Consider the following 16,909-nt stretch of genomic DNA (forward strand, 5'->3'; position numbering starts at 1 on the left):
TATAGTTTTTCTACTCAAGTGATTTTGCAAAAAGAGTGTGAAAAATGAAATATAGAACTTTAGGACAAACAGGCGAAAAAGTATCAGCACTTGGTTTAGGTTGCATGGGAATGAGCTTTGCCTATGGTGCCTCAGACGACACACAAAGCATTGCCACTCTAGAAAAGGCATTAGACCTCGGCATTAACTTTTGGGATACTGCCGACATGTACGGCAACGGCGCAAACGAAGTTTTGCTCTCAAAAGTTTTAGAAAAACACCGCGACAAAGTATTCTTGGCGACCAAATTTGGCTTCCGTTATAAAGAAGACAACCTTAACCCACAAAACTCTTTAGAGTCTTATATCGACGGCTCTCCAGAGTGGATTAAAGTTGCGGTCGAAAATAGTTTAAAACGCTTAAATACAGACGTAATTGATTTGTATTATGCACACCGTATTGACCCGAATATTCCAGTTGAAGACACGATTGGCGCAATGGCCGATTTGGTCAAACAAGGTAAAGTTCGTTATTTAGGTCTCAGTGAAGCGTCAGCTGAAACTATTCGTAAAGCGCATGCGATTCACCCGATTGCAGCGGTTCAACATGAATATTCATTGCTTACTCGTGAGCTGGAAGACACTCACTTTCAAACCATTCGCGAGTTAGGTATTAGCCTTGTGCCGTATTCACCGCTATCGCGAGGTTTAATCACCAATACGCTTGATGTGAGCAGCCTAGACGAAAGTGATTTCCGTCGTCAGTTACCACGCTATCAAGGTGATAACTGGAAAAATAACCAAAGCTTGGCGCAAGCATTTAGCGACTTTGCTCAAAGCAAAAATGCGACAGCGGCTCAACTCGCTTTGGCTTGGATTTTGGCTCAAGGTGACGACATTATTCCAATTCCGGGTACGCGTAAAATCGAGCGACTTGTGGAAAATGCAGGTGCTGTAGACCTTGATTTAACAGCGGCAGATTTAGCAGAAATTGAAGCGATTATTGCAAGATATCCAAACATGGGCGCACGCTATAACGCTCAGCAACTTGCTGCGGTGAATCACTAAAATATAAGCCATAAAAAAAAGTCCGACTCAGTGTCGGACTTTTTTAATTTAGTCTTTACTATATGTGCCTTGCTGGCGCCCACCTTCCCAAATCGCGTCTAATGATTTGTCAGAAATCGTTAGACTTTCAGGGAAAATACTTAAATCCTTTTTAAATTTAGCCTCTGGTTTTAAGCCAATACAGTCACCATTTTTCCACCATGTACCTTCGGCATATTGGTCTAAAGCGCCCACAGCAAGCATCCATTTAAACTTACCATCAGGCTGAAGTAAAAGTTCCGAACCCACTTCCATCACGCCATTTAAATAATAGTGTCCACTCCACACCTCATCGGCTTTTTGGAATTTCACTTCTTTGCATGTGCTGGTTGGCTCGGCGTAAATTTGAGATGAAATGGCAATCGTAGAAACGAGTAGCAAACGTGCAAATATATTCATCATTCAATTCCCTATTTTTTAGTTTTATTTCCCAGACTCAACTTTTAAATAAGTGCCATCTGCATATACATTATGCCCAAAGCCACAGCCCGAGTTACCCTCGTTTTGTTTGGCTTGAATATAATTGCCTAATTTCGTATTAGATTTAAAATCGAGCTGAATTCGGCAGTCTTCATTTTTATAGATCGTTTGCTTTTTATTGCTCGGCATTTTGGTGTCGAACTCGCCCATATTCGGGCCGTAGATCAAGCTTCTAAGTCCCATATATAAACCAGCATAGCTAATTGCATATTGGCCCTGCTTACGGCTTACCGTGATGTGATCCCACTCCCCAAAACCCGAGTAACGAACATATTCACCAGACAAATCATTTGATGCTTTAGGTGTAGGTAATTGCTTAAGATTAAATTGGCTCGATTTTGATTTTTCATCAAGCATAAACCACGATCTTGCCCAAAGTGGCTGACCCAATTTTGCATAGGCTAAGCCCACATTATTGTTGGCAACTTCAATATCTCTGTCGGTAAATTTAACTGTGGTTTCATCTGCATTGGCTTTACAAAATGCAGTCCAAGAGGCTTGGTTCTGAAAGTTTTCGAGTGCTTTTTTATATTGTTTTTGGTCGTAGTTTTTCTTACCTAAGCTCGCGTATTGCTTCACTTTATTACAGCTTTGCTGTAGCTCTTGTTCAAAAGAAAATTCTGCGTGCGTGACCGAAAAAGCTGAAAGTGTGAGAACCGCGCAACCTGAAATAATCGATTTAATCATTTTTAAAATTCTTTAATAATTAACTAATTATATAATATGAGTTAGTTCCACAAATCACAATTCTCTGCAACAAAAGTCCATTACAATGCTATTTAAAAAGGCCTGAACATTTTAAGTTCAAGCCTTTTAGTTTTGAATTTAGCCGAAACTTAACTAAGAAGATTCACTCAGACTCAAATTAGAATGATGATTTTGACAAATTGCGCTTTGCAAAATTTTCATACTATTTTTAATCGCATCTTCTACCTGTATTTGACTATCTCCCATAAAGTGAATTTTGGCAGGAATATTTTCATAACTAAAATTATTATGATCACCACTTTCCTGAATCAACTGATAGGTAATGGTTTCATTTTCTAGTTCTTTAATCCCATTAAATAAAAAACCTGAACTATAAGGATTAGGCATCATCAAAAAGCCCGTAATTTTCGTGTTCACTGGCTCTTGTGGAATTTTCATGGCCGCCTTAATCCACATTTCATATAAGTCGACAGACTCATTGCGTAATGTGATGAATGGAATTTCTCCGCCCCCGACTCGCCCACCTACTTCTAAAAAGACCAACTCGCCCTTAGATTCAATAAATTCAAGATGAATCGCTTGATCTTTTAATTTTAAGAATTTACATACGTCTAAAGTAAAACGTTCTACTTTTTGAATAAATTCAGAATTATCAATCGTTACAGAGCCTAATGGCGCACCATTTCTAAAGTCTAAACAGGTATTAATATATTTTGAGACTTTAAAGTAAGGCATTTGATTGTCTGAAATAATCGCATCGACGTGATAGATATCCCCTTCAACAAATTCTTCTACTTCATAGCCCTCATATGAAGATAAACGAGGAATATCGGCCAACTCACTAATTTTAATTACCCCTTCAGAAGCTGCACCTACCTGAGGTTTTAAAATAATCGCTGAGCCAATTTCCAGCAAAAACTTTTCAATATCTTGATACGAAGATACTTCAGCATATTTAGGGTAACGCACAGTCGAGTGAGCTAAAGCATCTTTCATTTTTTTCTTGTTACGACATAACAAATTGTCTTCGACAGTTGCCCCCACAATATTCAATTCAGTTCGAATGCGAGCAGCAGCATCGAGGTCATATTCTGAGATAGCAATAACGTAATCTATAGGTTTTTTCTTATAGATTTTTTTGGCCTGATCGAGAACGTCTTCTTCATTTAACTGCTCTAACCCAGCTATGCAGTAACAGTTTGAAGAAGTGATATAACGCATCGTTTCTGTTAATGAAATATAAGACACATGCACGGTATTGTGATCTATATATTTATTATAATCAGACAGTTCATCGTCATATCTATTGATGATTAATACATGTTTCATATGACTTTCACCTGCTCATGTATATGTTTGACTAAACTACGAATCTTATCTTCGCTTTCGGAACGGAAAATGAAGTAGCCTAATCGTGAGGTCCAATCATGGTTGCACGCCAGTTCATCATTTGTTTCATAGTAGAAGTGATGATGTACACATTCAGGTGCTTCTAACAGTTGATCTAAGCCACTAAAACCTTTGAACAGACGGTGATTACCTTGGGGCATAAAGGCAATTGCTGAAACCAGATTTTTCTCTATTGAAGGTGAATATGGCAGGTCTAAGTATTCGCTCAGTACCGCTTGAGCAAGGTCAAAATTAGTCGCCAGTGTAATTAACTCAACAATATTGTCGCCCGGTAAACGTGCCGCTAACTCGATTGCGACTGCTTTTCCTTGAGGTGTAACTCGCAGTTCTAAGTGAAAAGGTCCTATATTTAACTCTAAGGTTCTAATGACTTTTTCGGCATAGTCAAAAACATGTGCAGAAAATTGGCGGTCATATTGATTACCCACTATATGTCCAATTTCGACAAAGTAAGGTTCTGGCCCTAATAGTTTTTCTGTCAGTGAAGCAAAGGTTATTTTTCCATCTGTATGGATAATTCCTTCAACGCTGTATTCTTTACCTACAATGTATTCTTCAACAATTAAATCCCCACTGGCATAGAAACCAATATCGTTGGGCTTAGCTTTCCAGATCGCTTCAACTGTTGTTAAAAGTTCCTCAAAATCTGCAACTTTTTTAACAGACATACTGCCCGCCATATCAACTGGCTTCACGACAGCAGGGAACTTAAAGCCTTGGGGTAAGTCAATTTCTTTACCCTGTGAAATCAAGGCATATTTAATATTGCTTAAACCCGACTTAGTTAGCTTGTCACGAAATTTAAATTTATTTCGAACTGTTTGAGCTGCCATATATTCAAGAGAATTTTTGGCAAATGAGTTACCGAGCTGGGCAGCCATAGGTACTGCATATTCAACACCGGGTAATATGGCTTTTATGGTCTTTAACTCAACAATTTTAGAGAGTTGACTATGAAAATCACTGGTATCTATTTTTATTATTTCTTTTGCTTTTTGGCGCATTGTTCCATCAATGCTGCACTCTCCTTCATCAGTAGAAAAAACATATAAATCTATTCCTAATTCTTGAGCGGCATTTAAATAAGTCACGCCTGAAGAAATAGGTTCTATAACTACTACTGTCATTGTTACAGTCTCCGTTAGGGACCAAAACTTTCTAACTCACACAGAGGCTGATTTAAAATTTTATTAATTATTGGGGTAGAACCGACACCCACTGTTAACTCGTGAGAGTCCAAATAATTTGAAAAATCAAATCCATTATTCGTCCACGTACAAAACGGGATATTTATAATATTGACCTCAGCGTCAACTTGTTCTCGAAAAACATTTAAGCAATGTTGATGATAATCACTTAAAACTGACCGATTAATCGCATAGATATTTACTTTGGAAATAGGATTTTTCCGGATGAGATCTAATCCACGAGTAAGTGCAGCTCCCATGCCGCTTCCACCGCTTACAATATTGAGCGTAGAAATATTATTCTCGTATTCAGGTTCTATATGATTATTCAGGTTGTATTCTAATTGATCACCAATCGCTAGCTTTTCAAATAAGTTAGAAAATATTCCATTTGGTCTTAATTTTATGTGCAAAACAAAAAAATCATAATTTTTCACACCCAGTGAAACCACAGAGTAACTTCGAATTAAAGGCTCTGACGGGTGTTTGATATTCACAATTGCTTTAGAACTAAAGAACGTCCTTTTAATTTTAAATGTGAGCTCAACAATATTTTCAGCAAGAAAACTTCTACTGATAAGTTGAGCCACACTAAAATTATTAACCAATGGTGCGATTTCGACATCGCTATGAGCATAGCTAATACAAGGTAGGAACTCTTGTCCTACGGCAACCTGATTTCCTGATTCATATACAACTCCACCTTTTAGCTTACATCGACAAACTCGGCACACACCTTTTAAACAGCCTTTCATCACGGCGCTATCAGGCACCGCATCGATGAGAGGCTGTTCAGAATCAGCAATGTAAATATGCTCTTGAATGCGGATATTTACCATTGGCATATTCTAATTCCATTGCTATGAAAGCGTTTCAGCACGTACAGCCTGAAAATACTCACCCACCATTGGAACAAAACTATTGATATGTTTGATGGCTAGATCAAAGTCTTCTTGTGTCTTAATTACAGAAGAAAGCATCTCTGTCATCATGCCACTATGGTCTTCAGCTTCATCGAATGCAACATGTGAAGCTGCACCCGATACAGCCTGATTCCCCATATGAACACCCGCTTTTTGGGTAATAAAATTATTAAATTTGTCACCATAATATTCGAGGAACCAGTCCCAAACGACTGCTGGTAATGCCCCAAATTTCTCTACACAAAAGTTTAAATACCCCATCAGTTTCCATGTTTCAGGAAATGCATTTTTTGAAACGATCTGATCTGAAGAATAGCCATATTTAGACAAATCCTGACCGAACATTTCATCGTGACCAAATTCATCATATAAATAATATGAAAGCTGTTTTGCGGCAGAGATATTATTGATTGCTGCAACTCGCACTGCATTGGCATCTAATTCATTATTCATATGAATGCGAATAACACACTCTAAAATATGACGTTTATAATAATTTTCATCGAACCAGTCTTCATTATGAAATTTATGCATAATCTCATCTTTTTTAAACTCGCTATGCATAGCGTGATCAACCGCACTTTCTAATTTTTTCAAACTTTCCTGTGAAAAAAACACGAATTATCTCCATTATATTTAAATTATTATCTAAGTATTAAATACTTATTAGCTAGAATTAAGACTGTTATTAATTAAACTTAAAACAATCAAATATTATGTTTAAATATATTTTAAAAAATGTCAACAAAATATTATTTTTAAGAATTTCTAATTAAAATTAAATAAAATAATTTAATTAACAATCAAACAACAAATAATTTTTAATAAATGGATTAATTCAAATTAATATCCATCACCAAGAAAATTTAAATAATTTATACTTCATGGAAAAGAAGGAAATTGACAGGGCTATATTGCGAAAAATAATGTAGACTCCTTATGGCTAAATATATGGAAGTATTAGAAAAGTGAATAATCTGATTATTGGGACTCTATTTGCGCTCTGTGCTGCTGCACTCAATGCCTCTATTGGGGTGATTAGTAAACTGCTTATGCACAGTGGCTTAAGCCCACAAGACATTGCTTTTTTAAAAACAGTCATCGCGTTCTTCTTTTTAAGTGTGCTTTTATTTAAAGTTCCTGTTAGCCAAAAAATTGCTTTTATTAGCAATACTCCAAGCAAACTGAGTGTCTTTGTCCAAATTGCGATATGTGCTTTTTTAGGGATTTTTTCACTATTCTTTTTCGAAACCATTGCCTACAACCATGGTGCTGCGGCCAATGTAGTTGTGGTACTCATGGCTTCAGCCGCTATTTCAGCTTTATTTTTTGGTAGATTAGTTTTAAAAGAAAATATTTATATTCATTCTATTGCGGGAACATTATTAGCTGTAGCGGGTATTAGTTTAATTTCATGGAAAGGTGAAAATAGTTTATTAATGCTGATCAATGCCTCTATTGCAGGCACTGGCTATGGGCTATTTTCAGTATTAATTAAAAAATTCAGATTAAATGGTGGTTTATTCCTAACGAAGTATTTATTACTTTTTGGTAGTGTTTATCTTGCTGTTCCCTTTTTAATTAATTTTCATAGCATTAGTTTTAATACCAATATTATTTTAGGCTTAATAGGCTTGGCAGTTCTGCCAACCATTCTTGGATTTTATTGCACAACCAAAGCATTAACATATTTACCCGCAGCAAAAGTACAAGTGACCGAACTTTCTGAACCCATTTTTGCAGCACTGATGGCTTGGGTTTTCATTCATGAACAGCCGACTTTATCGTTTTTATATGGCGCAATTTTCATTATTTCAGGCATCTTTTTAATGAATAAAGCGCCTAAAGCCTAATACAAATTTAATTTTGATAATGGAACAAAATCCAAGCTCTCTTTAAAACTCAATTTATCTAATTTTAAAAATATTATTGATAAACCTTAGAGAGCTTTATTTAATTTAGACACATTTCTACTTTAAGTTGGGCAAAGAATTTTAGACACAGAAAGTAGTAATATTTCGATTTGCTGTAAGTCTAAACCTGCCCTAGCACGAATTCCAATACTATGCGCGGCAGAAGTCATTAAGAAAGCTAATGCATCAATATCCGTATCATGAGGTAATTCTAGATTTTGTTTAGCTAGACTCAATCGTTGATAAAGCTGTTCATTCATTTCTGTTAAAACTTCTTTTAATACAGCTTGGATTTCATTATTAGCCAACGCATCAGCCATGGCTGTTGATATAACTGCACATCCACTCAAATCGATATCTTCATGATATCCATCTACTTCGAGAGCTGTTCGCAAATATCTCAAAATAACATCGGCAAACGACCTATCCGTATCTTTATGTTCCAATGCTTTGCCAAATTCTGTCTGGGCATATTTTTGGAAATAATGCATCGCTTTAATATAGATTGTGCGTTTATCTCCTAAGCCAGCATAAAGACTTGGTCGGTTTAAACCTGTGGCCAAAGCCAAAGTATCAAGAGAAGTTCCTGAAAATCCACCTTTCCAAAATGCATGTAATGCACGCTCTAATACTTGCTCAGGGTCATAAGAGCGCGGTCTGCCTCGAGATTTAATTTCCATTTGCGATCTCCATAAAAAATTTATTGACTATTTTATACAAAATAGTACAAAATTCAAATATTTTTCGAACCAGTACAAAAATATTCCTCTGAAAACTTTAGTTGTTTAAAAATCCCTTTAAGGATCTACGAAATGCCTCCGATTGAGTTTAAAAATCAATTAAAATCATTAGAAACAAACATCTACATGATTTTTATAATTTTATTTCTTGTAAGTATTCTCCCCCTAGTTGGTTGTAGTAATAAAACCGAAGAGCCAGAAAAGGTTATTGCTGTTCAACTCACCACAGCTCATCCTGCCAGTGAGCTCTCTAATTTATCTTTTTCAGGAAATATTGTACCTAGAGTTGAAAGCCAACTTTCTTTTCGGGTAGCAGGTCGTATCATTAAACGTCTAGTAGATACAGGAGCTTCTATTACAAAAAATCAAGCCTTGGCCCAGTTAGACGATACTCCGTTTAGACTTAGTATTCAGGAAGCAACTGCTGAATTGCATCAAGCACAAAGCACTCTCACAAGACTACAAAGAGATCTTCAACGTAATCGTAGTCTGGTTAACATAGGCGCTATTTCACGATCCGATCTCGATAGTCTCGAAAACTTATATCAAAACACTCAAGCACAAGTAAATGCAGCACAAAGTCGCCTTGATCGGGCACAAAACGATTTAAGTTATACAACTTTACGTTCACCAGCAGTAGGAACAATTGCAGAAGTTCAAGCAGAAAGTGGACAGGTTGTTTCAGCTGGCACGCCTATATTTAAATTAGCTCAAAATGGTGAAAATGAAGTACAGATAGATGTTCCTGAAAGTCAGGTTAATGAAATCAAAATAGACCAACCGGTCAGCATCAAATTACTTAGCTTATCTGACCATACTTTTACGGGTCATGTGCGTGAAATAGCGACTGTTGCAGATCCAAATAGTCGTACTTATCGTGTTCGAATCTCTATATCAAATTTACCAGCTGCAGCTAAATTAGGTATGACAGCAACAGTCCATTTTTTAAATAAGAATGTAGATCAACAGATTATTTTACCTATTGGTGCCCTCTTCCAAAAAGGACAACAAACAGCCGTTTGGATATTACCCCATGGTGCAAAAAATCTTCAGCTTCGTCCAGTTAAACTTAGCAAAATCAATACTGAAACTATTACGGTTGCCAATGGTATTCAGGTGGGTGAACAAATTGTTACGGCTGGCGTACATCGTCTCGATAGCAAGATGGCTGTAAAAGCATGGGATGGGAGGTTACCGTGAAAGGATTTAACTTATCCAGTTGGGGACTCCAGCATCGAACATTAATTATTTTCGCGATGCTACTTTCTCTTCTTTTAGGTACTGTAGCTTATTTTAAATTAGGGCGCGCTGAAGATCCAAATTTAACGATAAAGGTCATGACAATAGATGTAAATTGGCCAGGCGCTACTACACGAGATTTAGAACAACAGGTTGTTGAAAAAATTCAGCGTACACTTCAAGAAGTACCGAATTATGATTATGTACAAAGTTATGTACGCCCAGGACAAGCAACCATCTTTTTAGTTCTGAAAGACTGGACACGTAAAAGTCAAATTGAAGAAAGTTGGTATCAAGCACGTAAACGAGTAAACGACATACGGCAAAATTTGCCTCAAGATATCCAAGGACCATTTTTTAATGATGACTTTGGAGATACCTTTGGGTCTATTTACGCATTTCATGCTGATGGATTTGATGATGTCCAAATGAAACAGGTTCTTCTTTCTACAAGAGACCATTTACTTCAGGTTCCCGATGTTTCCAAAGTCATTCTATTAGGCGTTCAAGAACCTCGCTTTTATATTGAGTTCAATTATGCCAAGTTAGCTCAATTGGGTATTTCTCCCTTAGACTTAGTTAATGAATTACAAAAACAAAATGCAGTCGAACCAGCAGGAACTTTTGAAGGTCCTCATGCCCGTATATATGCTCGTGTTGATGGAGATGTAAAAACCGTACAAGACTTAAAAAATATCGTAGTTCAAGTCGGAACACACAATATTCATTTAGGGGATGTTGCTCATATTGATAAAGGGTTTATCGATCCCCCACAAATGTCTATGAGACGAAATGGTGAACGTGTCACTGGTCTTGCTGTTTCAATGACAGAAAAAGGCGATATTCTTTCTTTGGGCAAACATCTCGATCAACGTATTAAAGAGGTACAAGAAAACTTACCTGCGGGTATTTTTATTGAAAAAGTAGTAGATCAACCTAGTCTCGTTGAGCATTCAGTTAACGAATTTCTCGGACACTTTATTCTAGCTTTAGGCATTGTTCTTGCCGTCAGTTTATTTGCTTTAGGCGTGCGGACAGGGATTGTGGTTGCTTTATCTGTTCCTCTAGTTTTGGGTATTACCTTTTTCTTTATGTGGCGCCTAGATATAAATTTACAAAGAATCTCCTTAGGTGCACTTATTATTGCCTTAGGCTTGTTAGTCGATGACGCGATTATTGCTGTTGAAATGATGCAAGTCAAAATGGAAGAAGGTCTAGACCGTTTTAAAGCTGCGAGTTTTGCATGGAGTAATACAGCTTTTCCCATGCTAACAGGTACTTTAATTACAGCGGCGGGCTTTGTTCCAGTTGGCTTTGCCTTATCTTCAACAAGTGAGTTTACCGGATCAATTTTTTGGGTGGTTGGAATTTCTTTAATTGTATCTTGGTTTGTAGCAGTACTGTTTACTCCTTTTTTAGGCACAATTTTACTTCCCAAAGTACAGCCACATCATTCTCATTCCTCGAAAAATTCATACAGAGATAAACTTTCTCAATGGTTTAGTCGTAAAATTGCATGGTGCGTCAAAAAAAGGAAATGGGTTTTACTGACCACTGTTCTCAGCTTTGTTCTCGCTTTAGTTGCATTTCAATTCGTTCCTAAACAATTCTTTCCAGATTCACCGCGTGCAGAAATTCTAATTGATGTACAGCTCGAAGAAGGTGCTAGTTACACGGCAACCTTAAACGCAACGAAACAGGTTGAAAAATTACTTTCCAGTGATCAACGGGTCCGAGATTACACAGCTTATGTAGGAAGTGGTTCTCCTCGTTTTTATCTATCTCTTGATCCAGAAACACCTAAAAATAATTATGCACAGTTAATTGTTTATCCAAAAGATATTGAACAAGCGAGCCAATTAACTTCTGATCTACATAATCGTCTCATTCAGCAATTCCCTCATATTCGAACACGGGTTTATCGTTTAGAGCTAGGTCCCACTGTTGGTTACCCTGTACAGTTTAGGGTCCGTGGTAAAGATCCTGAAAAAGTTCGTGAAATTGCTGCTGAAGTTCGCGACATTATGCGTCAGCATCCAAATGTACGTGATGTCAATTTTCAATGGAACGAACGTAGTAAAGCCATCAGATTTATTATTAATCAGGAACGTGCCCGTAGTTTAGGAGTAAGCTCGCAAGATATTTCACGTACCTTACAAATGTTATTAAGTGGTTATACAGTTACTCAGATACGAGAAGGCACAGAGTTAATTGATGTCGTAGCAAGAGCGAAAGCAGATAATCGGCTTGATACAGCTCAAATGGGCCAAATTACGATTCGTGCATCAAATGGAAAAAATATTCCTCTAGATCAAGTCGCTGAACTCAGACCTGTATTAGAAGAAGGAGGAATCTGGATACGTAACCGTTTACCAACTCTCAGCGTCCGTGCTGACGTGTCTGGTGCTCAAGCACCAGATGTCTCAAAGCAAATAGAACCGATGCTAAATGATCTTCGTAAAATGTTACCCATTGGTTACAGTATTGAAACTGGAGGAACTATTGAAGAAAGTGCTAAAGCAGATGCAGCTATTCAATCTGTTATGCCGGTGATGTTACTACTTTGGGCAATATTCTTGATGCTACAACTGCAAAGCTTCAGTCGCATGTTTATGGTGGTATTAACAGCTCCACTTGGCATGATCGGAGTAAGCCTAGCCTTATTGATTACTCGTGCACCATTCGGTTTTGTGGCCACATTAGGAGTAATTGCTCTAGCTGGTATGATTATGCGTAATTCGGTTATTTTAGTTGATCAGATAGATAGAAATATTTCTACCGGTCAAACACCAGAACAAGCGATTATTCAAGCCACTGTAGGTCGTACTCGTCCTGTTCTATTGACAGCTTTAGCAGCAATTTTAGCAATGATTCCTCTTACACTTTCCACATTATGGGGCCCAATGGCAATTGCGATTATGGGTGGTTTAGCAGTAGCAACGATACTTACTTTATTCTTTGTCCCAGCACTCTATGCTGCTTGGTTTAGAGTGAAAAGCTAAATTTATTTAGCTCGATAGAACTAAAAATTTATAGCTTAAAAGCACAAATAGATTTTTCTATTTGTGCTTTTTTTAATGGTTTATAAACTTCTAAAGTGAGGAAAATGATGATGAGTCACTTGTAAATTTGAAGTAGCTCATTATTCAAATTTTATAAGAAGAAAAGATAGTGTTAGACAAGATAAGCCGCTAAGAAAATTTCTACACCTGATTGTACAGAGTTTTCAATTTCTGCAACTCCCATACGGAAATTTTTAATTTTTTTACTACACATCACTTCAGAAATGAGACAAATACATTTGGTAAAAGAGTCCCTATATACTAGGTCCTATTATAATTCCGGCTAGAATTTCACCTAGTGATTCCATTTGAGCTAAAAACCTTTGAGCAATCTAGGCAATGATTCTGCTGATAAGCAGAATCACCACCTACTCAATGGAAAATCTGTCCTAATAACTTCAGCTGAAGCACTTGATCCATTAACATTTTCCATCGATTTTTTTTCTATCAATTAGTTACAAGATATGGACACGTTTTAAATGTCGATTCACATTACCCTCAACTTTTGCACGGCCATGTAATACTGAATTATTATCAATCAACATGTAATCACCACTAACCCACTGATGTTGGTACATGTATTTAGGGTCATATAAAATCTCTGTGATTGACTGAACAATTTCTTGTGATTCTACGGGTTGATGATTTGTATCTTTAATGGAGAGCTGTACAGGATTCACTTCCTGATTATCTTCATTTTCGATTTCAATAAACCGGATGACTGAATGGCCTTTATGAGGATGGTTTTCAATGAGGTTTACATCAATTGAGCCGCCATAATGTGCTTTTTTTTCAGTCGAATAAGATAGCTTAATTTTCTTCCAGTCTTCTAATTGACTAGAAGGTATATCTTTCAAAATACGTGTGGTATCAACAAAAAGTGTTTCCCCACCTCGCCCATCTTCTGAGGATACGGTACACTGAAAAGCATTAATTCTTGGAGTTTGTTTCGCAAAAGCTCCATCCCAATGCAATTCAACCCTGCCTTTTGAGAAAATATGGTTTTTAGGATCTTGTTCCATTTTTACATTGAGTAAAGCACCAAACTCCCAATACATCAGATTGCCCAATGACTCACAAAAGTTAATATATTGTGGATCTGGTAACGCTTTAAATCCACGAAATACTAAAACTTTATATTGAGACAACAAGTTATTTAAAACCTCGGTACCGATCTCATTAATATTGTCATGAACATCCGATGCCGTTATTAATGCTCCAAATGGAGACAAATCTTTTACACTAAACATTATTCAAATCTCTAAATATAAAACCATATGTACTTACATTTCTTGTTGGTTATTACGCAAATAATGGCTAGCTTTTCCGTTTTTAAAGATTAATAAAGCATTTTCTTCTTCGGCTTTATGTCGTGGAACTAAAGTAAATCCATCATCATCTTGTATAACGACCGAATGCCAAGGAGTACGCCAATTGTCATCCGAGTCCATCAAATATATTCCAATTTTTTCTGAAACTCGAGGTTGTGGATGAATACTAAGACGAACCGAATTTGGGAATTGCTCTTTCAATAAATTAGTCCATGCATTACTTCTTTGAATTACTCGGTAAGCATTCATACGAGCTACATTCAATATCTGGTTTTTTGACCAACCTTTGAATTCAGTAAGACCTGAAAAATCCTCAGTCAAAAAGCGACAAATCCCGCGATACATTTCAGCTGCTGGTTTTTCTTGCTTACATCGGTGTTTTAAGCTTAGTAATGACTCTCCATATTGAACCATCAACTCTTCACGTAGTGTGCTATATTCTGGTATATCTTGAAAAACATCATCTAAATCAAAGTAATCAATATTATCTGCATAAGGTTTTCCCACTCTCTCTATAAGATCATATTTATAAGAAGATATGGCCTCATCTGGGATTCGTACTAGTTCAGCAAAAACCCTCCCATCAGAACAAATAGTTAACTTTGCTCCAGGTGAATAAATATTTTTTATTTTTTCACATAATTTATTCAATGTTGCTAAAGCTAATTCCTCACCTTTATCAGGGAAAATATCTAAAGTTTTTTTCCTATTTGGTGATTTAGCTGGAAAAGCAGGTAAAATCATATGAATAGGTTGTTTATTTTTGACAAAATTCAATACTTTTTGAATATGTAAAAAAGCTTCTTCTTGAAAGTTCTCTTGCTCTGAGTCATTTGCTAATAAACGTCGCTTATGAAAAATTAATTTTACGATCTGCTCAGCTAACATTAAATCATTATTTAAAATTTGTACCACAACAAAAACCCTTATTTCCTTTATACATTCACAAACTTTTAAATTAGACTTATTTTTAAGTCTTTATTTAAATTTTCAATATTACTTTATAAATAAATTTCACTTATTTCATTCAGCTTTCTCTCCAATAATAATTTCTATAGTAGTTAATCCTATTTTTGATGATATTAACTTTTTATTTAACACAAAAAAATTTTCATAAAATTTAAATTAGTCAATCATTTTATATAAACCATTAATAAAAAATAAGATCAAAATTTCAACTCATATATTTCTAATTTTAACTATCAAAATAAATAACTATCGAACATTTAACCACCAATAAAATATATCTATTAGTTAAAATCTGATTATTTTCCTTGAGTATAAAATTTTATTTATATTAAGCTTTCTAAATCAATCACAAGTCTAGCATTTGCTTTAACGTAAATCCATGTCCTAAAAATTGATTAAAACACTCAAAAAAAAACATAATTATTCAGTTTAATTTAATATTAATTTTTTAATACAGGATGAAAAATAAATAGACATAAAAATAAAATTTTATTTTCATTAAATTAATTAAAATTATAAAAATTCATAGTAAACCTTTGCTTAAATTTAAATTACAAAAAACCCCTAACAATTGATTGACTACTTACAATTAAGAATAAATATAAATTAGCAATTAATTTATTAATAAAACTAATATAAAAATTTTACAATTTTACCGAATATTTAATATTATTAAGTTTTTATAAATTTTGTTAAAAACAATAGAATAATAATTTTTATGGTTTATAGATAAAAACTTCGTTCACAAGCCTGTTTTTCAACCAAAATTAAATATTTTTTGTATAAATTTAGACCTATAAATAATTATATAGTGAATAAAATTTAACTTCCTTTTCATAATATTTAATTGAAATGGAGAACATCTTGCACCACACTGGCAAAATTAATTGCCATTTGTGAAGGGGCATGTTTTTTATAAGCAAGCCCTAAACCCACCGTAGGTACTGGCGCCTTCAAAGAGCGATAAGCCACGCCTTGTATTTGCAATTGTTTAGTCGACTCGGGAACCAAAGATACCCCTAAGTTTGCAGAGACTAACGATAAAATTGACACAATTTGCGGAGCATTTTGTCCAATTTTTGGTTCAAAGCCGCGCTCATGACAGGCTTGTTTAATCGCATCGAAAAGCCCTGCGCTAATTGAAGGTGGCGAGACAATAAAATCAAGTTCTCGGAGTGCCGTTAAATCAATTTCTGGTGATGAATCGTCTAGATTAAAAGACTCCGAAGGCAAAGCAGCAATGAGGGGTTCAGCCAATAACTCTTGAATAATTAAACTATCTGGAATATTACGTGGTGATCGAATAATTGCGACATCTAAACGGTCTTCGAGTAGTAAATCGATGAGCAGCAAGGTGTTCGCTTCTTCAAGTTTTAAATTCACTTTCGGATATTGCTGCTGGAAATAGCGAACGCATTTAGGAATGAGAGGGTTCAACATTGAAGTACCTGTAAAACCCAATCGTAATTGACCTACTTCGCCATTTGCCACTTGTTTAACGAGGTTCGCTGCATCTTCTACACGCTGCTGTACAGGCTGTATCGCATTAAAAAAGGCAAGCCCAGCTTCGGTCAACTCAACACCATGCGGAGAACGGATAAATAAATCTGCACCTAGCTCTTCCTCTAAGTCCCGTATTTGCATGCTTAAAGGCGGCTGACTCATGTTTAAACGATGCGCAGCTCTGGTAAAGTTTTTTTCTTCTGCTACTGCTAAAAAGTAGCGTATATGTCTGAGTTCCATCGCTATATATAAAACATATCATGACCTATTGTTAAATATATTAGAAAAATACCCTCTAAATTGCTAATTTTAATTTATCGAATTTTCTCGATGCAGCATGTTCCAACGCACTGCACTTT

14 protein-coding genes are annotated in these 16,909 nt (G+C 35.9%); 4 read left to right on the plus strand and 10 right to left on the minus strand.

The genetic code is table 11. The annotated features are described in order from the left end of the window. Nucleotides 1-44: 44 nt before the first annotated feature. Nucleotides 45-1,046: an aldo/keto reductase gene (locus ACS125_RS02760; RefSeq protein WP_443270401.1), complete on the plus strand. Its 1,002-nt coding sequence runs from the start codon at nt 45-47 to the stop codon at nt 1,044-1,046. A gap of 48 nt (nt 1,047-1,094) precedes the next feature. Here the strand turns inward: ACS125_RS02760 and ACS125_RS02765 are convergent, their stop codons facing one another. The 6 genes from ACS125_RS02765 to ACS125_RS02790 all read right to left on the minus strand — a co-directional run bounded on the left by ACS125_RS02765 (nt 1,095) and on the right by ACS125_RS02790 (nt 6,411). Next, complete coding sequence (locus ACS125_RS02765) at nt 1,095-1,487, minus strand: hypothetical protein (protein WP_443270403.1); 393 nt, start codon at nt 1,485-1,487, stop codon at nt 1,095-1,097. A gap of 21 nt (nt 1,488-1,508) precedes the next feature. Then, nucleotides 1,509-2,252 carry a hypothetical protein gene (locus ACS125_RS02770; protein ID WP_443270405.1) on the minus strand — a complete coding sequence of 248 codons (744 nt, stop codon included), beginning with the start codon at nt 2,250-2,252 and terminating at the stop codon, nt 1,509-1,511. A gap of 153 nt (nt 2,253-2,405) precedes the next feature. Then, nucleotides 2,406-3,602: an ATP-grasp domain-containing protein gene (locus ACS125_RS02775; protein WP_443270407.1), complete on the minus strand. Its 1,197-nt coding sequence runs from the start codon at nt 3,600-3,602 to the stop codon at nt 2,406-2,408. Continuing rightward, the gene (locus tag ACS125_RS02780) at nt 3,599-4,810 is read right to left on the minus strand and encodes an ATP-grasp domain-containing protein (protein ID WP_443270409.1); all 1,212 of its coding nucleotides are present in this window, start codon (nt 4,808-4,810) and stop codon (nt 3,599-3,601) included. The genes ACS125_RS02775 and ACS125_RS02780 overlap by 4 nt, the downstream gene beginning before the upstream one ends. 14 nt (nt 4,811-4,824) lie before the next feature. Beyond that, nucleotides 4,825-5,715, minus strand: coding sequence for an FAD-binding oxidoreductase (locus ACS125_RS02785; protein WP_443270411.1), 891 nt, complete (start codon nt 5,713-5,715; stop codon nt 4,825-4,827). Between the two features lie 15 nt (nt 5,716-5,730). Continuing rightward, nucleotides 5,731-6,411 (minus strand): hypothetical protein, encoded by a 681-nt coding sequence (locus ACS125_RS02790; RefSeq protein ID WP_144732651.1) that lies wholly within the window; start codon nt 6,409-6,411, stop codon nt 5,731-5,733. A gap of 350 nt (nt 6,412-6,761) precedes the next feature. Here ACS125_RS02790 and ACS125_RS02795 point away from each other — a divergent pair, with 350 nt between their 5' ends. Next, nucleotides 6,762-7,646: a DMT family transporter gene (locus ACS125_RS02795; protein ID WP_443270414.1), complete on the plus strand. Its 885-nt coding sequence runs from the start codon at nt 6,762-6,764 to the stop codon at nt 7,644-7,646. A 122-nt stretch (nt 7,647-7,768) separates the two neighbouring features. Here ACS125_RS02795 and ACS125_RS02800 read toward each other — a convergent pair whose 3' ends face one another. Continuing rightward, entirely contained in the window at nt 7,769-8,386 is a 618-nt protein-coding gene (locus ACS125_RS02800; protein WP_151963801.1) for a TetR/AcrR family transcriptional regulator, read from the minus strand. A gap of 132 nt (nt 8,387-8,518) precedes the next feature. Here ACS125_RS02800 and ACS125_RS02805 point away from each other — a divergent pair, with 132 nt between their 5' ends. Next, nucleotides 8,519-9,646, plus strand: coding sequence for an efflux RND transporter periplasmic adaptor subunit (locus tag ACS125_RS02805; protein WP_151963800.1), 1,128 nt, complete (start codon nt 8,519-8,521; stop codon nt 9,644-9,646). Further along, complete coding sequence (locus ACS125_RS02810) at nt 9,643-12,687, plus strand: efflux RND transporter permease subunit (RefSeq protein WP_443270417.1); 3,045 nt, start codon at nt 9,643-9,645, stop codon at nt 12,685-12,687. The genes ACS125_RS02805 and ACS125_RS02810 overlap by 4 nt, the downstream gene beginning before the upstream one ends. Before the next feature lie 515 nt (nt 12,688-13,202). Here the strand turns inward: ACS125_RS02810 and ACS125_RS02815 are convergent. From ACS125_RS02815 to sxtR, 3 genes are all read right to left on the minus strand, one after another. Then, complete coding sequence (locus ACS125_RS02815) at nt 13,203-13,997, minus strand: TauD/TfdA family dioxygenase (protein WP_151963798.1); 795 nt, start codon at nt 13,995-13,997, stop codon at nt 13,203-13,205. Nucleotides 13,998-14,030: 33 nt separating this feature from the next. Then, entirely contained in the window at nt 14,031-14,993 is a 963-nt protein-coding gene (locus tag ACS125_RS02820) for an L-tyrosine/L-tryptophan isonitrile synthase family protein (RefSeq protein WP_443270419.1), read from the minus strand. 897 nt (nt 14,994-15,890) lie between these two features. Further along, nucleotides 15,891-16,790, minus strand: a complete 900-nt coding sequence (gene sxtR, locus ACS125_RS02825) for a multidrug efflux pump transcriptional activator SxtR (protein ID WP_151963796.1) — start codon at nt 16,788-16,790, stop codon at nt 15,891-15,893. Nucleotides 16,791-16,909: the final 119 nt, after the last annotated feature.

Origin of the sequence: Acinetobacter sp. PFS20, from assembly GCF_052261015.1 — a bacterium.
Classification (GTDB): domain Bacteria; phylum Pseudomonadota; class Gammaproteobacteria; order Pseudomonadales; family Moraxellaceae; genus Acinetobacter.